At 66.8% G+C, this 14,241-nt stretch carries 19 protein-coding genes and 1 other RNA gene; 9 read left to right on the top strand and 11 right to left on the bottom strand.

Annotation, left to right across the window (positions count from 1 at the left end; all coding sequences use genetic code 11):
• Positions 1 to 22 precede the first annotated feature (22 nt).
• Complete coding sequence (locus tag AC1DCJ_RS00965) at positions 23 to 571, top strand: GNAT family N-acetyltransferase (protein WP_137189212.1); 549 nt, start codon at positions 23 to 25, stop codon at positions 569 to 571.
• Here AC1DCJ_RS00965 and AC1DCJ_RS00960 read toward each other — a convergent pair.
• Complete coding sequence (locus AC1DCJ_RS00960) at positions 529 to 1,050, bottom strand: DUF1203 domain-containing protein (RefSeq protein ID WP_478069882.1); 522 nt, start codon at positions 1,048 to 1,050, stop codon at positions 529 to 531. The genes AC1DCJ_RS00965 and AC1DCJ_RS00960 overlap by 43 nt on opposite strands.
• Positions 1,051 to 1,236: 186 nt before the next feature.
• Between AC1DCJ_RS00960 and AC1DCJ_RS00955 the strand changes: the two genes are divergently transcribed.
• Positions 1,237 to 1,962, top strand: a complete 726-nt coding sequence (locus AC1DCJ_RS00955; protein ID WP_478069881.1) for an enolase — start codon at positions 1,237 to 1,239, stop codon at positions 1,960 to 1,962.
• Positions 1,963 to 2,095: 133 nt separating this feature from the next.
• Positions 2,096 to 2,527, top strand: coding sequence for a GNAT family N-acetyltransferase (locus tag AC1DCJ_RS00950; RefSeq protein ID WP_478069880.1), 432 nt, complete (start codon positions 2,096 to 2,098; stop codon positions 2,525 to 2,527).
• Between the two features lie 31 nt (positions 2,528 to 2,558).
• On the opposite strand, the gene AC1DCJ_RS00945 is transcribed toward AC1DCJ_RS00950, so the two are convergent.
• Positions 2,559 to 3,068, bottom strand: coding sequence for a P-loop nucleotide/nucleoside kinase family protein (locus AC1DCJ_RS00945; protein ID WP_478069879.1), 510 nt, complete (start codon positions 3,066 to 3,068; stop codon positions 2,559 to 2,561).
• A gap of 245 nt (positions 3,069 to 3,313) precedes the next feature.
• On the opposite strand from AC1DCJ_RS00945, the gene AC1DCJ_RS00940 reads away from it, so the two are divergent.
• The gene (locus AC1DCJ_RS00940; RefSeq protein ID WP_478069878.1) at positions 3,314 to 4,219 is read left to right on the top strand and encodes an ADP-ribosylglycohydrolase family protein; all 906 of its coding nucleotides are present in this window, start codon (positions 3,314 to 3,316) and stop codon (positions 4,217 to 4,219) included.
• A gap of 97 nt (positions 4,220 to 4,316) precedes the next feature.
• Here the strand turns inward: AC1DCJ_RS00940 and ssrA are convergent.
• From ssrA to smpB, 6 genes are all read right to left on the bottom strand, one after another.
• Positions 4,317 to 4,716, bottom strand: a transfer-messenger RNA (tmRNA) gene (ssrA, locus tag AC1DCJ_RS00935).
• Between the two features lie 114 nt (positions 4,717 to 4,830).
• Complete coding sequence (locus AC1DCJ_RS00930; protein ID WP_478069877.1) at positions 4,831 to 5,901, bottom strand: tetratricopeptide repeat protein; 1,071 nt, start codon at positions 5,899 to 5,901, stop codon at positions 4,831 to 4,833.
• A gap of 89 nt (positions 5,902 to 5,990) precedes the next feature.
• Positions 5,991 to 6,353 carry a DUF6713 family protein gene (locus tag AC1DCJ_RS00925; RefSeq protein WP_478069876.1) on the bottom strand — a complete coding sequence of 121 codons (363 nt, stop codon included), beginning with the start codon at positions 6,351 to 6,353 and terminating at the stop codon, positions 5,991 to 5,993.
• Between the two features lie 49 nt (positions 6,354 to 6,402).
• Positions 6,403 to 6,762, bottom strand: coding sequence for a hypothetical protein (locus AC1DCJ_RS00920; RefSeq protein ID WP_038688945.1), 360 nt, complete (start codon positions 6,760 to 6,762; stop codon positions 6,403 to 6,405).
• 91 nt (positions 6,763 to 6,853) lie between these two features.
• On the bottom strand, positions 6,854 to 7,291 hold the full coding sequence (locus tag AC1DCJ_RS00915; protein WP_478069875.1) for an N-acetyltransferase family protein: 438 nt from the start codon (positions 7,289 to 7,291) through the stop codon (positions 6,854 to 6,856).
• Positions 7,288 to 7,791 carry an SsrA-binding protein SmpB gene (smpB, locus tag AC1DCJ_RS00910; RefSeq protein WP_038688943.1) on the bottom strand — a complete coding sequence of 168 codons (504 nt, stop codon included), beginning with the start codon at positions 7,789 to 7,791 and terminating at the stop codon, positions 7,288 to 7,290. Before smpB ends, AC1DCJ_RS00915 begins: the two co-directional genes overlap by 4 nt.
• A gap of 59 nt (positions 7,792 to 7,850) precedes the next feature.
• Between smpB and AC1DCJ_RS00905 the strand changes: the two genes are divergently transcribed.
• Entirely contained in the window at positions 7,851 to 8,279 is a 429-nt protein-coding gene (locus tag AC1DCJ_RS00905) for a type II toxin-antitoxin system RatA family toxin (RefSeq protein ID WP_128096163.1), read from the top strand.
• A gap of 3 nt (positions 8,280 to 8,282) precedes the next feature.
• Entirely contained in the window at positions 8,283 to 8,543 is a 261-nt protein-coding gene (locus AC1DCJ_RS00900) for an RnfH family protein (protein ID WP_478069874.1), read from the top strand.
• A gap of 17 nt (positions 8,544 to 8,560) precedes the next feature.
• Here the strand turns inward: AC1DCJ_RS00900 and AC1DCJ_RS00895 are convergent, their stop codons facing one another.
• Complete coding sequence (locus AC1DCJ_RS00895) at positions 8,561 to 8,956, bottom strand: outer membrane protein assembly factor BamE (RefSeq protein ID WP_137189221.1); 396 nt, start codon at positions 8,954 to 8,956, stop codon at positions 8,561 to 8,563.
• Positions 8,957 to 9,059: 103 nt separating this feature from the next.
• Between AC1DCJ_RS00895 and fur the strand changes: the two genes are divergently transcribed.
• A complete protein-coding gene (gene fur, locus AC1DCJ_RS00890) occupies positions 9,060 to 9,476 on the top strand; it encodes a ferric iron uptake transcriptional regulator (RefSeq protein WP_038688936.1) in 417 nt (138 codons plus the stop codon).
• Positions 9,477 to 9,642: 166 nt separating this feature from the next.
• Entirely contained in the window at positions 9,643 to 10,128 is a 486-nt protein-coding gene (locus AC1DCJ_RS00885) for a CPCC family cysteine-rich protein (protein WP_478069873.1), read from the top strand.
• 25 nt (positions 10,129 to 10,153) lie between these two features.
• On the opposite strand, the gene AC1DCJ_RS00880 is transcribed toward AC1DCJ_RS00885, so the two are convergent.
• On the bottom strand, positions 10,154 to 11,377 hold the full coding sequence (locus AC1DCJ_RS00880; RefSeq protein ID WP_478069872.1) for an SGNH/GDSL hydrolase family protein: 1,224 nt from the start codon (positions 11,375 to 11,377) through the stop codon (positions 10,154 to 10,156).
• A 95-nt stretch (positions 11,378 to 11,472) separates the two neighbouring features.
• Between AC1DCJ_RS00880 and AC1DCJ_RS00875 the strand changes: the two genes are divergently transcribed.
• Positions 11,473 to 12,390 (top strand): LysR family transcriptional regulator, encoded by a 918-nt coding sequence (locus tag AC1DCJ_RS00875; protein ID WP_478069871.1) that lies wholly within the window; start codon positions 11,473 to 11,475, stop codon positions 12,388 to 12,390.
• A 92-nt stretch (positions 12,391 to 12,482) separates the two neighbouring features.
• Here the strand turns inward: AC1DCJ_RS00875 and recN are convergent, their stop codons facing one another.
• Positions 12,483 to 14,144: a DNA repair protein RecN gene (recN, locus tag AC1DCJ_RS00870; protein WP_478069870.1), complete on the bottom strand. Its 1,662-nt coding sequence runs from the start codon at positions 14,142 to 14,144 to the stop codon at positions 12,483 to 12,485.
• Positions 14,145 to 14,241: the final 97 nt, after the last annotated feature.

Genomic DNA, 14,241 nt, shown 5'->3' with positions numbered 1-14,241 from the left:
AACCGCACCGGCACCCAGCATCATGCGCAACAGCATTCCGTCTTCCGGGCACCCCGAGGTCAGCCTGCGTCCCTTGGTGCGGGACGACGCCGACGCGTGGTATGCCTGCCTGATGCAACCGGGCGTACTGGCGCGCACCAGTTGGCAGCTCTCCTCCGTGGACGATCTGGCCCCGATATTCGACGCGCTGGAAGCAACCAGTACGCCTACCCAGATCCGCATGGCAGTCGTCGACCGCGCCGGTGCCTTGGTGGGTAGCATCGGTTTCCACAGCATCCAGTGGCCGCATGGCACCGCAGAAATCGCCTATGAGCTGTGCCCGGCGTACTGGGGGCGCGGGATTGCCAGCGCGCTGTGCCTGTCGGTCAGCCAATGTGCGTTGGCGGCATTCGGCTGGCATCGCATCCAGGCCTGCGTGCTGGACAGCAACGCGGCCTCCGCTTCCGTGCTGCGCCGGTGTGGTTTCCGGCATGAAGGCCGGCTGCGCCACTTCCGGCAGGTGCGCGGTGTGGCGCGTGACTTTGATGTCTATGGATTGATCTCGACCGACGGCGGCGTCGCGTCGGGCTGAACGTCGGTCGTGCAGCGTTCGGCACGGCAGGAAAAGCAACCGCGCCCGGCGTTGTGCAGATGGACCTGGTGCACGTGGGGATCATCGAACAGCTGGTCCAGCGTGGCGGCCACTTCAGCGCCTTCGCAGACCTGTCCGCTCAGCATGAACGCCCCGGCGTCGTAGGCGCGTACCGACATCTGCCGGCGATGCACGTAGGGCGGCACCACGCCGGGTGGCAACACGCAGCGTACTGCCTGGCACCGGATGAACACCGGCCCGGATGCGCGGTAGGGTGAGGTGCATGCCAGGTGCGTGTAGGGAAGCAGCAACAGTTCTTCGCCGACGCGTGCGTCGACGAGGCTGATGCGGCACGGGAATCCGTGATCCTGCGTGGCTACGCAGCGCACGATCCCGCGCGCTGCGAGGTCGCTGTCATCCATCTCAACGAGGTATTCGAATTGGCGGTGGTCAAGGCCGCTCAGATGCCAACGGTGCATGCGCGTCTCCTGGTGTGCGCCCATCGTGATGCGATGCAGGGGAAGTTGCTCGCCATCTTTGGACACCACACCATCGGGCAGCACAACACAGTATTTTTGGCGCCGTCGGAGCCGCAGCGATTCCTTCGCTCGCTGGCCGGGTGCACACTACGACCTATCCCGCCTTCTTCTCATGCACGGACCCCCATGTTCTACCAGACCGATATCCGCGAGCTCCAGCCGGGCATCACCCCGTTTCCTACCGAGGTATTCGCTTCCGGGCAGACTTGGTTGGCGGCGCATCTGCTGCCGCTGATCTCCGTGGACCTGGGCATTCTGCGTCCGGCACTGGCAGGCACCGTGGCCACGATGCTGTGTCCGGTCGAACCCTATGAAGGATGCCTTGGCGAAGAGACCGAGGCGCATCACAACGCATGCATCGGCACCAACTGGATCGCGTTCGAGCTGACGACCGACAACCGCATGCGTTTCCTCGGGGAAGAAGGCTACTTCCTGGGGAGCAACGTGCAGGACCCGGAGCTGGTGGAGCACATCGGCGAAATGCGGGACAGCTACGCAAGGGCGAAGGCCTATTTCAAGGCGCATGGGCGGTTGGCCAGCTATTCGCACTTTGGCGAAGGCGGCCCCAACGAGCAGGCCTACCTGGACACGCTGGGTGGACAGATCTCCGACGGGAACTGGACCGAGACCGCGCCCATCCCGCCTGCGTTCGAGCTGTGGCTGGATCCGCTGATGTACGAGCGCGATCGCGTGGCCGATGCGGAGAATGTGCGCATCACCCGAGCGGGCAGGCCGTTCTTCGCGGTCGCCACGGTTGCCGGCTACAACTGGTGTGCCACCGGCCCGGATGCCATCGTGATGCTGTATGAGCCGGACAGCCGCACTGTGCTGTTCTCGTTTGATTGGACCTGACGGACGGCGGGGTGTTGAGGCGGCGGGCGAAAGAGCGGGCGGGGGAAGGTGGTGCCCACAGGATCCGCTGTCGCTGCGGAGCAGCTCCGATTTGCTAGGATCCAAGGTCCCAACACTGCCAGCAGATGGAACCATGCAGTTCGATATCTCCATCACAGACTCGCCTGGTGCAGAGGCGCTGGATCTGATCGCCAATGGATTGGATGGCTTCAATTTGGATGCGGCCGGTTACGCCGACCGACGTGCGTTGGCGGTTCTGGTCACTGATCCCGAAACCGGCAAGGTGCTGGGCGGTCTGACTGGCCGGACATCATTGGGGATGTTGTTCATTGATCTGTTCCACCTTCCGGCAGAACTGCGTGGGCATGGCCTCGGCGCGCGCATTCTCGCGACCGCTGAGGACGAAGCCAGGCGGCGTGGGTGCTGCTCTGGTGTGCTGTACACCATCAGCTTCCAGGCGCCGGATTTCTATGTGAAGCATGGTTGGCAGGTGTTCGGCGAGATACCGTGCGAACCGGCCGGAACGCGTCGCGTGTTTCTCAGCAAAGACTTGTCAGCGGCCTGAGCGCCGGACGACCCCAGCGAGGGGGGGCGGATCACCCGCGACCGCCAATCAGGTGCTGGGTGACGATCGAAACGGCTTGCACCGGTGACATCAGTGCCGTGTCTATTGAAAACGGTGCATCGGCCCACGCTTCATACTCGTGATCCAACACCGATTGCCAAGAGGGGGGTGTCAGCCCCGGAACATCGCCCGGCCTTGTTTCCACCCGCCGCTGATGTTCACCTTTATCCGAGCAGATCACTTCAATATTCACCAGCTCAACGCCAGCCGTCGAGGCGATCTCGCTCCAGGCAATTCGGCTCTCCATCACGGGATTCACACCATCAACGATGACTGTCCGTCCCAGAGTTAGATTGCTCAGCGCAAGCGCATTGGCAACCATGTAGCCACTACGCCCCACGTCTTGCGCAAGCGCACCGGAGTTTCGAAGCGCTTGCTCAATCGTATCGATCCGCAGATACAGAGCGCCAGTTTTCGCGGCGAGCCCCTTGGCGATAGTGGTTTTTCCGGTGCCCGGAAGGCCGCTGAATACGATAAGCACTCTCTGTCCTTGCGGTGGGGTCGACTCAATAGGCGCGTTAGCCGGATACACGATGGCCGCTGCCCAACCTCGCTCGCCGCTACGTCTGCACGCGGGTCAGTTCCTGCATCAGATTAGCAGCTGTGGAGAGCGGGCTCAGGCAACGACAGCGCGCCGTACGTCGCGGTTGTTGCGCGGCGTTTTCACCGCGCGCCTGAAGCAATGGGCCTGCATCGCGGGTGGCGCTGTTGTCCTAGAATGGCCACATGGACCTACAGAATCGATACCGAGGCGCTCTGCTCGGCTTGGCCGCAGGCGACGCCGTTGGCACCACGCTGGAGTTCAAGCCACGCGGCAGCTTCGAACCGCTGACCGACATGGTGGGCGGCGGGCCCTTCGAGCTGGAGCCAGGACAGTGGACGGACGACACGTCCATGGCCCTGTGCTTGGCCGAGAGCCTGATCCGCTGCGACGCGTTCGATCCACGGGATCAGATGAACCGCTACGCCAATTGGTATCAGCATGGCTACTGGAGTTCGACGGGCACCTGCTTCGATATCGGCGTGGCAACACGCGGCGCGATCCACACCTACCTCGTGACCGGGGAGCCTCTGGCGGGCAACACCGACCCCGATAGCGCGGGTAATGGATCGATCATGCGCTTGGCGCCCGTGGTCCTTCGGTTTGCCAGAAAGCCGGAGCTGCAGGCCATGGCCGTGCTGAGTTCCCGCACGACGCACGCGGCGGGGGAGTGTCTGGACGCGTGTCGCCTGCTGGCCGTGGCGCTTGAACGCGCGCTGGCGGGGTGCGACAAGGCGGAGGTGTTGGACCTGGCCGCCATCGAGGTGTCCAGCCAGCGTCTGCGCAACATCGCCGCCGGCGGATACCGGAGCGCCACGCGCGACCAGGTACGTGGCACAGGCTACGTCGTGGACAGCCTGGAAGCCGCCTTGTGGTGTTTCCACCAGCACGACACCTTCGCTGGTGCGGTGCTGGAGGCGGCGAACCTCGGTGACGATGCGGATACCACTGCGGCGGTTGTCGGTCAGCTGGCGGGTGCCTTCTACGGCGTGGCCGGCATCCCAGCGGCTTGGCTCGCCCGTGTGCACCGGGGAGACGAGATCGCGGCATTGGCGGACGGCCTGCTGCAGCGCAATCTTACCGAGGCATAGGCTGGCTGCGCACAGCGCATGCCGGAAATTAAAAAGCCCGGGAACCCTTATTGTGTAAGGATTCCCGGGCTTCTTCGGATTCTTTCGAACCCGTCATTGGTGGAGGTGGGCGGAATTGAACCGCCGTCCGAAGGCACTCCATCCCCGGTACTACATGCTTAGCTCGCCGTTGAATCTCGCCCTGTGGCAGCACGGCGTGCAAAGCGCACCCCAGGACCAGCCTGCTTTAGTTAAGTCGTGACTGACAGGCAGCCATCACAACCGGTTCCGTGATAATGACCCTACATCTACGAGCACGGGCACAAGTAGGTTCGGGGGTTCGCCTTAGGCGGCTGTAGAACTAAAGCAACTGCTGCTGTTTAGGCGGCGATTGCGAAGTCCGAACCGTAGTTGTCGTCGTTGGCAACTAAAAGTTTGCTGCTGGATTAACGAGGAAAGCTGCCCCCTCGGCATGCACCAAGTAACTTCACAACCCCCGTCGAAACCAATGCACCCCCGGTTTCTTCAAGAACCGCAAGACGTCTGGCGACCCAGACGCTACTTGACGGGGCCAATGCTACTCCACTCCAGCTGAACAGTCACGCGAGCACGTTGGTGCGCGCGGGGCGGGTTCACAGGTATGTCCCCTCGCTATGCAGCAGTTGACGGATGCTGCGGAACAGCTGCAGCGCTTCGGCCTGCTGGGCCTCGGTCATGCGGGCCTGGAACATGGCCACCTGGTTGGCGAACTGGCGGTCGTCGATCGGAAGCCCCTCGTCGTGCGCCGCCAGTGCGTAGGCATAGGCCTTCACGTCGTCCTGCTCGACGCCCGTGCCGTACTCGTGCAGCGCGCCGAGCTGGGCCAGACCGGGCGGGTGGCCCAGTTCGGCGGCGATCAACGTGTAATGCGCGCCCTTGGCCAGGTCCTGGGGCACGACGTCGCCGCGGCCATACAGGTACTGGTCGGCCAGGTAGAACACCGCATGGGCGCGGCGCTCCTTGCCGATCACCTCCAGCCAGCGCTCGGCCTGCACCGGATCGGGGTCGACGCCGAGCCCGGCGAGGTAGGCGATGGCCAGCTGTTCCTGTGCGAACGCGTCGCCGGCCTCGGCCGCCTTCAGGTACCACCGGGCCGCCTCGGGCAGGTCGACCGCGATGCATTGGGCGCCGGTGGGGTAGCGGTTGTAGCGGTTGATAGGGCCGCCGATGGCGTGGATGTCACCCAGCCGGCGCATCGCCTCCGCATGGCCTTGCGCCGCGGCCTGGCGGTACAGGGTGATCGCGCGGGGCAGGTTGGGCGGCGTGCCCAGTCCGAACAGATGGGCCTCGGCCAGGCTGGACTGGGCGGCGGGAAGCCCCTGTTGCGCCGAACGCTGGTACCAGCGCAGGGCCTCATCCGGATCTCGGAGGACGCCGTTTCCGGCGGCGTAGGCGTGGCCCACCCGGTTCTGAGCAGGCGCATCACCGGCCTGGGCCAGCACCAGATCCGCCGCGAAGGTGCCGTCGGGTTCCTGCAGGGCCGTGCCTCTCATGCTGGCGGCGTCATCGGGGGTTTCCATGCGGTCGTCCGCGATGCGTCGGCGGTCCGCTTCGTCGGCCGTGCAGGCGTGCATCGCGGGGATGGCGGCGGGTCTGGCGGCCGTCGCCGCGGTCGCCGTGGCGGCCAACGCACTGAACAACAGCAGTGGGGTCAACGTGCGCATCGTGAATGTCCTTTGCGGAATGGGGTGCATCCCGAAAGGGCCACCGGTACTACGTACAGGGCCTACCGTTGCCGGCGGCGTGGTCTGGCTCAGGTCGTCGCGGTGCGTCGGCTGCGCCACCCGAGCCACAGGCCGGCCAGCAGGCAGGCGGCGATGATCGCAATGGACAGGGGAAGGTGGAAGCTGCCTTCGCCGGCCACGGCGAAGCCGACGTGGATGAGGAAGGTGGCGATCCCGAGTGCCGCGCAGATCCGCGCGTACATCCGCGCCTGCGGGCTGCCCAGCACGACGTGCCGGTACCCGAGCAGCAGCACCGGCAGGGCCAGCAGGTTGAACAGCAGGTAGCCCTGCACGCCGCCCGGCAGGTGGAACAGGTCCCACTCATGCCAGTAGGCGGCGTCGATCTGGTGCACGATCAGTGCCAGCAGCGTGGCGAAGTAACTCTTTTCCATGAGGTGCCGGCAGGCGTCCGTTCCTGTTCTGTCTGCGTGCCGCGGTGGTTCAGCGCTTGCCTTCGCGCTGGCGCTTGCTGTCGGCCTGGTGCTTGGCCTTCAGCTTGCGCTGGTGGTTCTGTTCGTTGCGCTGGGAAATGGCCTGCTTGCGGGCCTCCGGCTGGACCTGCGCCATCAGCGCGTCCACGCGTGCCACCAGGCGGCGGTGCTCGAGGGTATCGAAGGTCTGGTTCTCGGACGCGTCGCGCTTGGCATTGCGCACCAGGTAGGTCAGCACCTTGAGCAGGGCAGCCGGGTCCATCGCGCGGGTCAGCTCGGCGAAGATCGACTCATAGGCGGCGATATCGGCCTTGATTTCAGCGATCGGGTCCGCGCTCGCGGTGGTTTCCTGGGGGATTTCCTGTGTCACGCAACGCTCCAGCCTGGGTAATAAGCGGGGATTCTGACACTTGTGGGTGCGCTGCGGGAAAATGCCGTGCGCGTGGCCCGGCCGTGTGCGCTCAGGCGCTGGCCAGCCGCTTGCGCAGGTAGCTTCGGTGATGCCCGGGCGGAAAGTCCTCCAGCCGCCCGAAGACCTCATAGCCCTGCTTGAGGTAGAAGCCCTCGGCCTGCCAGGAAAACGTATCGAGCATGGCCGAATGGGCGCCCATCGCCCGCGCCTGCTGCTCGGCATCGGCGAGCAGGGCCTGGCCCAGCCGACGGCCGCGCTGGCCGGCGTCCACCCACAGGGCGTGCACCATCAGCCAGCCGCCGTAGACATCGGCCACCAGACCGGCGCAGGGCTGGCCCTGCGCGTCGCGGATCACCCGATGCAGGGGCTGGTCGTCCAGTGCCGTGCCGCAGGCGGCGTCGTTGAACGCACGCAGCCCGGCCAACACCGCCGCCGCGTCGTCGGCCGTGGCCGGTTCGATACGGGGTGACGGGGCAGGGGCGGTCACGCGTCGCGGTTGTGGCGGCGCATGGTCCGCGACTTCTCGCGGGCCCAGTCGCGGTCCTTTTCGGCGTCGCGCTTGTCGTGGGTCTGCTTGCCCTTGGCCAGGGCGACCTCGAGCTTGATCTTGTTCTTGCTCCAGTACATGGCCGTCGGGACGATCGTGTACCCGTCGCGCTGGACCCTGCCGATCAGCTTGTCGATCTCGCTGCGATGCAGGAGCAGCTTGCGCTCGCGGCGGTCGTTGGCCACCACGTGGGTGGAGGCCTGGATCAACGGGGTGATCTGCGCCCCGATCAGGAAGATCTCGCCATCACGCACGTAGGCGTAGGCATCGACGATGTTGCCGCGCCCGGCGCGGATCGACTTGACCTCCCAGCCCTGCAGGGCCAGGCCAGCCTCGAAGCGATCTTCGATGTGGTACTCGTGGCGGGCACGCTTGTTGAGCGCGATGGTTTTGTTGGCCGTCGCGCTCTTTGCTTTATCCTTGCCGCTGTTCTTGCTCATGTCCGTATTGTCTCCGATTCGGGCCTCCCCGGTCGATTCATCAGCAATCAGTAATCGAAATGCCAACTATCCGCCGTAGTGCCCTGGTCGAACATTCGGCTGCCCGCATGTTTGACCTGGTCAATGATATCGATGCCTATCCGCGCCGCTTCCGCTGGTGTTCGGCTGCGCAGATCCTGGAATCCGGACCGGACCGCCTGGTGGCGCGCCTGGACCTGGGGTTGGGCGCGTTCTCGACCTGGTTCATGACCGAAAACACCCTGCAGCGCCCGAGCAGCATTGATATGCAGCTGCGCGACGGGCCGTTCAAGCGCCTGCACGGGCGCTGGGAATTCCATGCGCTGGCCGAAGATGCCTGCAAGGTCAGCCTGACCCTGGAGTTCGAACCCACCTCGCGCCTGCTGGGACCGGCGCTGGCGCTGGGCTTCCAGGGATTGGCCGACCGCATGGTCAATGACTTCGTCAGCGTCGCCGATGCGCAGGACTGAGCCGTGATTGCGGTGGAGGTGGTGCTGGCCTGGCCAGACCGGGTGGTGTCGCGGCAGCTGCAGTTGCCCGCCACGGCCACGGTTGGCGGGGCCATCGCGGCCGCTGCGCTGGAGGGCAGTGCGCTGTGCCCGGCAGTGGCCGTGCACGGGGTGCTGGCCCGCCCGACCCAGCAGCTCCGCGAGGGAGACCGGGTCGAGCTGTTGCGTCCGCTGCTGGCCGACCCCAAGGACAACCGCCGCCGGCGCGCCCGCGCCAGCAGCTGAAGCGGGGTCAGGCTGGCTCAGCGGCCGCGCTGCTTCTTCTTGTCCTTGGCCAGGTTGCGGCCGAACTGGCGCACGCTGGACTTGGCAAGCTCGGCATCCCGGTTGGGGAAGTACTCGCCGTCCCAGCGGGTGACCTGGTCATTCTCGAAGTAGACCGTGAAGTTCTTCACTTCGGTCTGGCCGAGGCGGTTGACCCGCTCGCTGGCGGTGTAGTCCCAGCGCTGGGCGTGGAACGGGTCCGGGATCGAGGGGGTGCCGAGCAGAGCGTTGACCTGCTGCTTGCTCTGGCCCACCTGCAGCTGACCGACGGCCTGCTCCCGGATCAGGTTGCCCTGATAGATGGGTTGCTTATAGATGATGCCGCAGCCCGTGGTGGACAGGGCAACGGCGGCGACCAGCAGGAGATTGCGCATCGGGAATGGCGTTTGGGGAAATCCAGTCGATGATACACTCACGACGCGTCGCCGCGACCCAATCCGAGGCAGCTGGCGCTAAATCGCCAATGAACGGAGAACTATGGAAACCCACGACCTGCGCAAAGTCGGCCTGAAGGTGACCCATCCACGGATGCGGATCCTGGCGTTGCTTGAACAGCGCAATGCCCAGAATCATCAGCACCACATGACCGCCGAAGACATCTACCGCCAGCTCCTGGAGCACGGTGACGAGATCGGCCTGGCCACGGTGTACCGGGTGCTGACCCAGTTCGAGGCCGCCGGCCTGGTGCTGAAGCACAACTTCGAGGGCGGCCAGGCCGTCTACGAACTGGACCGCGGCGGTCACCACGATCATATGGTGGACGTGGACAGCGGCAAGATCATCGAATTTGAAAGCCACGAGATCGAGGAGCTGCAGCGCAAGATCGCGGCTGACCACGGTTACGAGCTGGAAGAGCACTCGCTGGTGCTGTACGTGCGCAAGAAGCGCAAGTAAGCCCCTTGAACAGCCGAGTGTGACGAGACCCCGGGCATGCCCCGGGGTTTTTCGTTATCCGTCGCCGTCGCAATCGGCCTCGACGGCGTCTTCGGATGGCGCGACTCTGAAGTATTGTGCGGAAAGCGGGGAAGCGGGAATGCGTAGCGTTGGAAGGTCGGCTGCGTTGGCCGTATTGGCGGTGGATCGGCTGTCCCAGCTGTCGACAGCCGAGCTGGAAGACCATCTGTCTGCGGACTATCTGGATGAGACGTCTGGCCAGCCCTTGCCCTACGGCAGTGTGTTCGACGAGGCGGCGCAGGCGTTCCTGCTGCGGCATTTCGTCGAGGTGGTCCTTCTGGGGGTCTCAAACGAGGCCCTTGAGACGCATTTGTCCGCCTGTATGGGGCGACCGGTGGCCGTGGTCGGCAATGAGCCGCCGCTGGAGGCCTGCCCCTGCTGCGGGTTCCTGACCCTCTCCCAGCGGGGTGAATATGACATCTGCCCTGTCTGCACCTGGGAGGACGAGGGCAAAGGCGCGCACGACCCCTCTCTGTACAGCGCCCCCAACCGCGCCTCGCTGCAGGACGTTCGGGTACGCGTCAGCGAGCGGATCGACAGTCGAGGCCGTTGGTACAGGCGGGCACGAATGCCAGAGGGACGACCGGAGTGAGACGCCCTGCGGCGCTCGCTGGATATCACGGGCGCATCAGAATCGGGTCCAGATCCACCGCCTCGGCCATCGCCCGGTTGCCCGCATCGCCCGGGTGCAGGTGGTCGCCGGAGTCGTAAGCAGCCGCCATCCGTGAGGGATCGGCCGGATCACGGAGCGCCGCGTCGAGGTCGATCACCGCGTCGAACGGGCTGTCGGTGCGCAGCCACGCGTTGAGCTGGCGGCGCAGCGCGTCCTTGTCCGCGGCGTAGTAGTCGTCCAGCGGCGTGCCGGGCAGGGCGCCGGCGAACGGGGGCAGGGTGGCGCCGAGGATGCGCAGGCCCCGTGCGTGGGCGCGCGTGGCCAACGCGCGATAGCCTGCCTGCAGTTCGCCCAGCGTGGGTCGGGCCTGGTTCCGGGCGAACGCGGTGCCGGGCCAGCTGATGTCGTTGATGCCGATCAGCACGATCAYGCTGGCGACGCCGGGCTGGTCGAGCACGTCGCGCTGGAAGCGCCCAAGGGCCGATTCGCCCATGCCATCGCGCAGCAGGCGTCCACCCGAAATGCCGGCGTTGACCACCGCCACGCCATGTGGGGCCAGCCGTTCGGCCAGGTGGTCGGTCCAGCGCTGGTCGCGGTCCAGGCTGGCGGTGGCGCCGTCGGTGATGGAATCGCCGATCACCACCACGCTGCGGGCGCCAGCCGCCGCCTGCACCTCGATCGCGGTCACGAACAGGCGCGCGGTGGTGGTCGACGCCGGGTCCATCCGCGGTGCCAGGGTCTGGTCGCCGGCCCCGATCGATGCGGTTTGCCGGCCGTCCCAATGGAACGTGCGCAGCGGGGTATGCGCGGGAACGTAGACGCTGACCTGCACGGTCTGGAGGTCGCGGGTGGGCAGCAGCACGGGGTCGCTCAGGCCTGCCTGGCCCGGGGCGATCTGCGTGCCGGGCCGCCCGTCGAAGGTCAGCGCAAGCGGTGCCTGGCCGTCAGCGCCGGCCACGCTGGCCGCGCCGATCTGCAGTGGCGCCGTGCCATACGCGTTGCTCAGGCGTACCCGCAGCTGGTCCCCGCCCAGGCTGAGGCGGGCGGTCTGGCGGAAGGTCTGCCCTTCCAGGGCGGCTGGGACCAAGGTGGGAAACAGGAACGCCGCATCCCAGACCGGCTGTGGACTGGCCTGCCAGCTGGCCACCCACGGGGCGGGCGACTGGGCGTGCGCTGCGGTCGATGCGGCGAGCAGGGCCAGGGCGGTGAGACGGGTGAGGGCGTTCATCGGGCAATCCGTTGGAGGGGACGGCCATCGTGATCTTCGCTGCATCTGTGAACTAGACTGCGCACGGACAATCATCTGTGAACTGGATTCATCACATGGCAGGCACCGACATCAACCGTTCGGGCGAACTGGAAGTGTTCGTCCGGGTCATCGAAACCGGCGGCTTCTCGGCCGCCGCGCGCTCGCTGGAGCTGAGTCCCTCGGCGGTCAGCAAGCTGGTGTCCCGGCTGGAACAGCGGCTGGGCACGCGGCTGCTGCAGCGCTCCACCCGCCAGTTGCAGTTGACCCCCGAGGGCTGTGCGTTTTACGAGCGCGGGCTGCGCGTGCTGGCCGACCTGGATGAGGCCGAGCGCTGCGCCAGCGCCCATGCCGAGCCGCGCGGGCGCCTGCGGGTGAATGCCAACGTGCCGTTCGGGCACCACTTTCTGTTGCCGCTGCTACCCGGCTTCCTCGCCGCGCATCCGCAGGTGGGCGTGGACGTGGTGCTGACCGACGAGGTCATCGACCTGCTTGAGCAGCGCACCGATGTGGCGGTGCGGGCGGGGCCATTGAAGAGTTCCAGCCTGGTGGCGCGGCGGCTGGGCGCGACCCGGATGATGATCGTGGCGGCGCCCGCCTACGTGGCGCGGCATGGGATGCCGCAGAGCGCCGACGCCCTGCAGGCGCACAACCGGCTGGATATCGCGCACCCGCGTGCGCAGTCCGGCTGGCCGCTGGTGGTCGACGGCGAGCGGCAGGTGGTGCAGACCGGCGGCAGTGCGCGTGCCAGCGATGGCGAGGCGTTGCGCCGGCTGGTGCTTGGGGGCGTGGGACTGGCGCGGCTGGCGGCGTTCCAGGTGCAGGCTGATGTTGCGGCCGGGCGCCTGCTGCCGGTGCTGGAGACGGCCAATCCGGGCGATCTGGAAGAGGTGCACGCGGTGTTTCAGGGGCAGGGCGGGTATTTGCCGCTGCGGGTGCGTGCGCTGCTGGATTACCTGATGGCCCACGTGGATCTGGCCAAGCCGTTGGGGTGAGCGGCGTGCGGGTGGACGCACCGGGTGGTAGGTACCGACCGTTGGTCGGTACGCCAAGCGGGTAGGTACCGACCGTCGGTCGGTACCCGACCTCACACCTGCAACAGCTTGCGCGCCGCCGCGCGGGCTTCCTTGCTGACTTCCACCCCGCCCAGCATCCGCGCCAGTTCTTCCTCGCGGGCCTTGGGGTCCAGCTTTTCCACCGCGCTCTGGGTCATGCCGTCCACCGGCGCCTTGCTGACCCGGTAATGGGCGTGGCCCTTGGAGGCCACCTGCGGCAGATGGGTGACGCACAGCACCTGGCGCTTCTCGCCCAGGGCGCGCAGCTTGTGCCCGACGATGTCGGCCACCGCGCCGCCGATACCCGAATCCACTTCGTCGAAGACCATGGTCGGCACCGCGTCCAGACCCAGCGCCGCCACCTCGATGGCCAGCGAAATACGTGACAGTTCACCGCCCGAGGCAACCTTGCGCAGCGCGCGCGGCGGTTGCCCGGCATTGGCCGCCACCAGGAACTCCACGCGCTCGGCGCCGTTCGGGTCGGGCTTGGCCACCGCCTGCGGTTCGATCTCGATCAGGAACTGGCCGCCGCCCATGCCGAGCTCGCCGATCAGGGTAGTGGTGGTGTCCGACAGCGCCTTGGCGGCCTTGCGCCGGCTGGCGCTGAGCGTGTCGGCCACGGTCTGCCACTGGCTGGCGGCGCGCTCGATCTGGCCCGCCAGCGCCTGCAGGCGGGTGTCGGCACCGCGCAGCTGCTCCACTTCGGCTTCCATCGCGTCGCGGTGCTCGCCCAGCGTCTCCATCGGCACCCGGTGCTTGCGCGCCAGGTCGTGCAGGCGGCCCAGCCGGCGTTCGATGTCCTCGAACTGCTCGGGATCGGCATCCAGATCGTCATGCACCCGGTCCAGCAGCGCCAGGGCCTCGTCCAGCTGGATGGCGGCGCTGTCGAGCAGCGCGTCCACCTCGCCCAGGCGCGGGTCGTGTTCGGCCACGCGCGCCAGTTCGTGGCGGGTCTGCTGCAGCAGCTGCAGCGCCGAAGTGTCCTCGTCGCCATTGAGGCGGGCCACGGCGACATCGCAGGCGGCGATCAGGGCGCTGGCATGGGCCTGGCGGCGATGGCTGCTGCCCAGCTGGGCAATCGAGGCCGGATCGAGGTCTTCGCGCTGCAGCTCGCCCAGCTGGTGTTCCAGATAGCCGATGCGGTCGCTGACATCGCCCTGGCGCGACAGGGCCTCGGCCTCGTCCACCAGCGCCTGCCAGCGTGCGGCGGCCTGGCGGACCTGGCTGCGCTCGGCGTCGTTGCGCGCGAACGCGTCCAGCAGCGCCAGCTGCGAGGGCCGCGTCAGCAGGGCCTGCTGTTCGTGCTGGCCGTGGATTTCGACCAGGGTCGAGGCCAGTTCGGTCAGCTGGGTGAGGGTGACCGGGCGGCCGTTGATCCAGGCGCGGGAGCCGCCATCGGCGCGGATGATCCGGCGCAGCTGGCACTGGTCCTCGTCGTCCAGTTCGTTCTCGCGCAGCCAACGCCGCGCCGGGGCGTCCTCGCCGGGGGCGAATTCGGCCGACAGTTCCGCGCGGGCGGCGCCGTGGCGGACCACGCCGCTGTCGGCGCGCAGCCCGGACAGGAAGCCGAGGGCGTCGACCATCAGCGACTTGCCGGCGCCGGTCTCGCCGGACACCACGGTCATGCCCGGCCCGAATTCGAGTTCGGTGGCACGGACGACGGCAAAATCCTTGATCGATAGATGTTTGAGCATGGTTGTCTGTTCTTGAGCCGCGCAACGCTAGCATGGGGCGGGGACAGCTCCAATAACTTGCCTTCGGTCCCCGGAGCCATTATCTAGGATGGCGTCT

This window comes from Stenotrophomonas sp. 10N36, assembly GCF_056395005.1.
The sequence above is the reverse complement of the archived record's forward strand: the minus strand, read 5'-3'. Positions and strand labels throughout refer to the sequence as shown.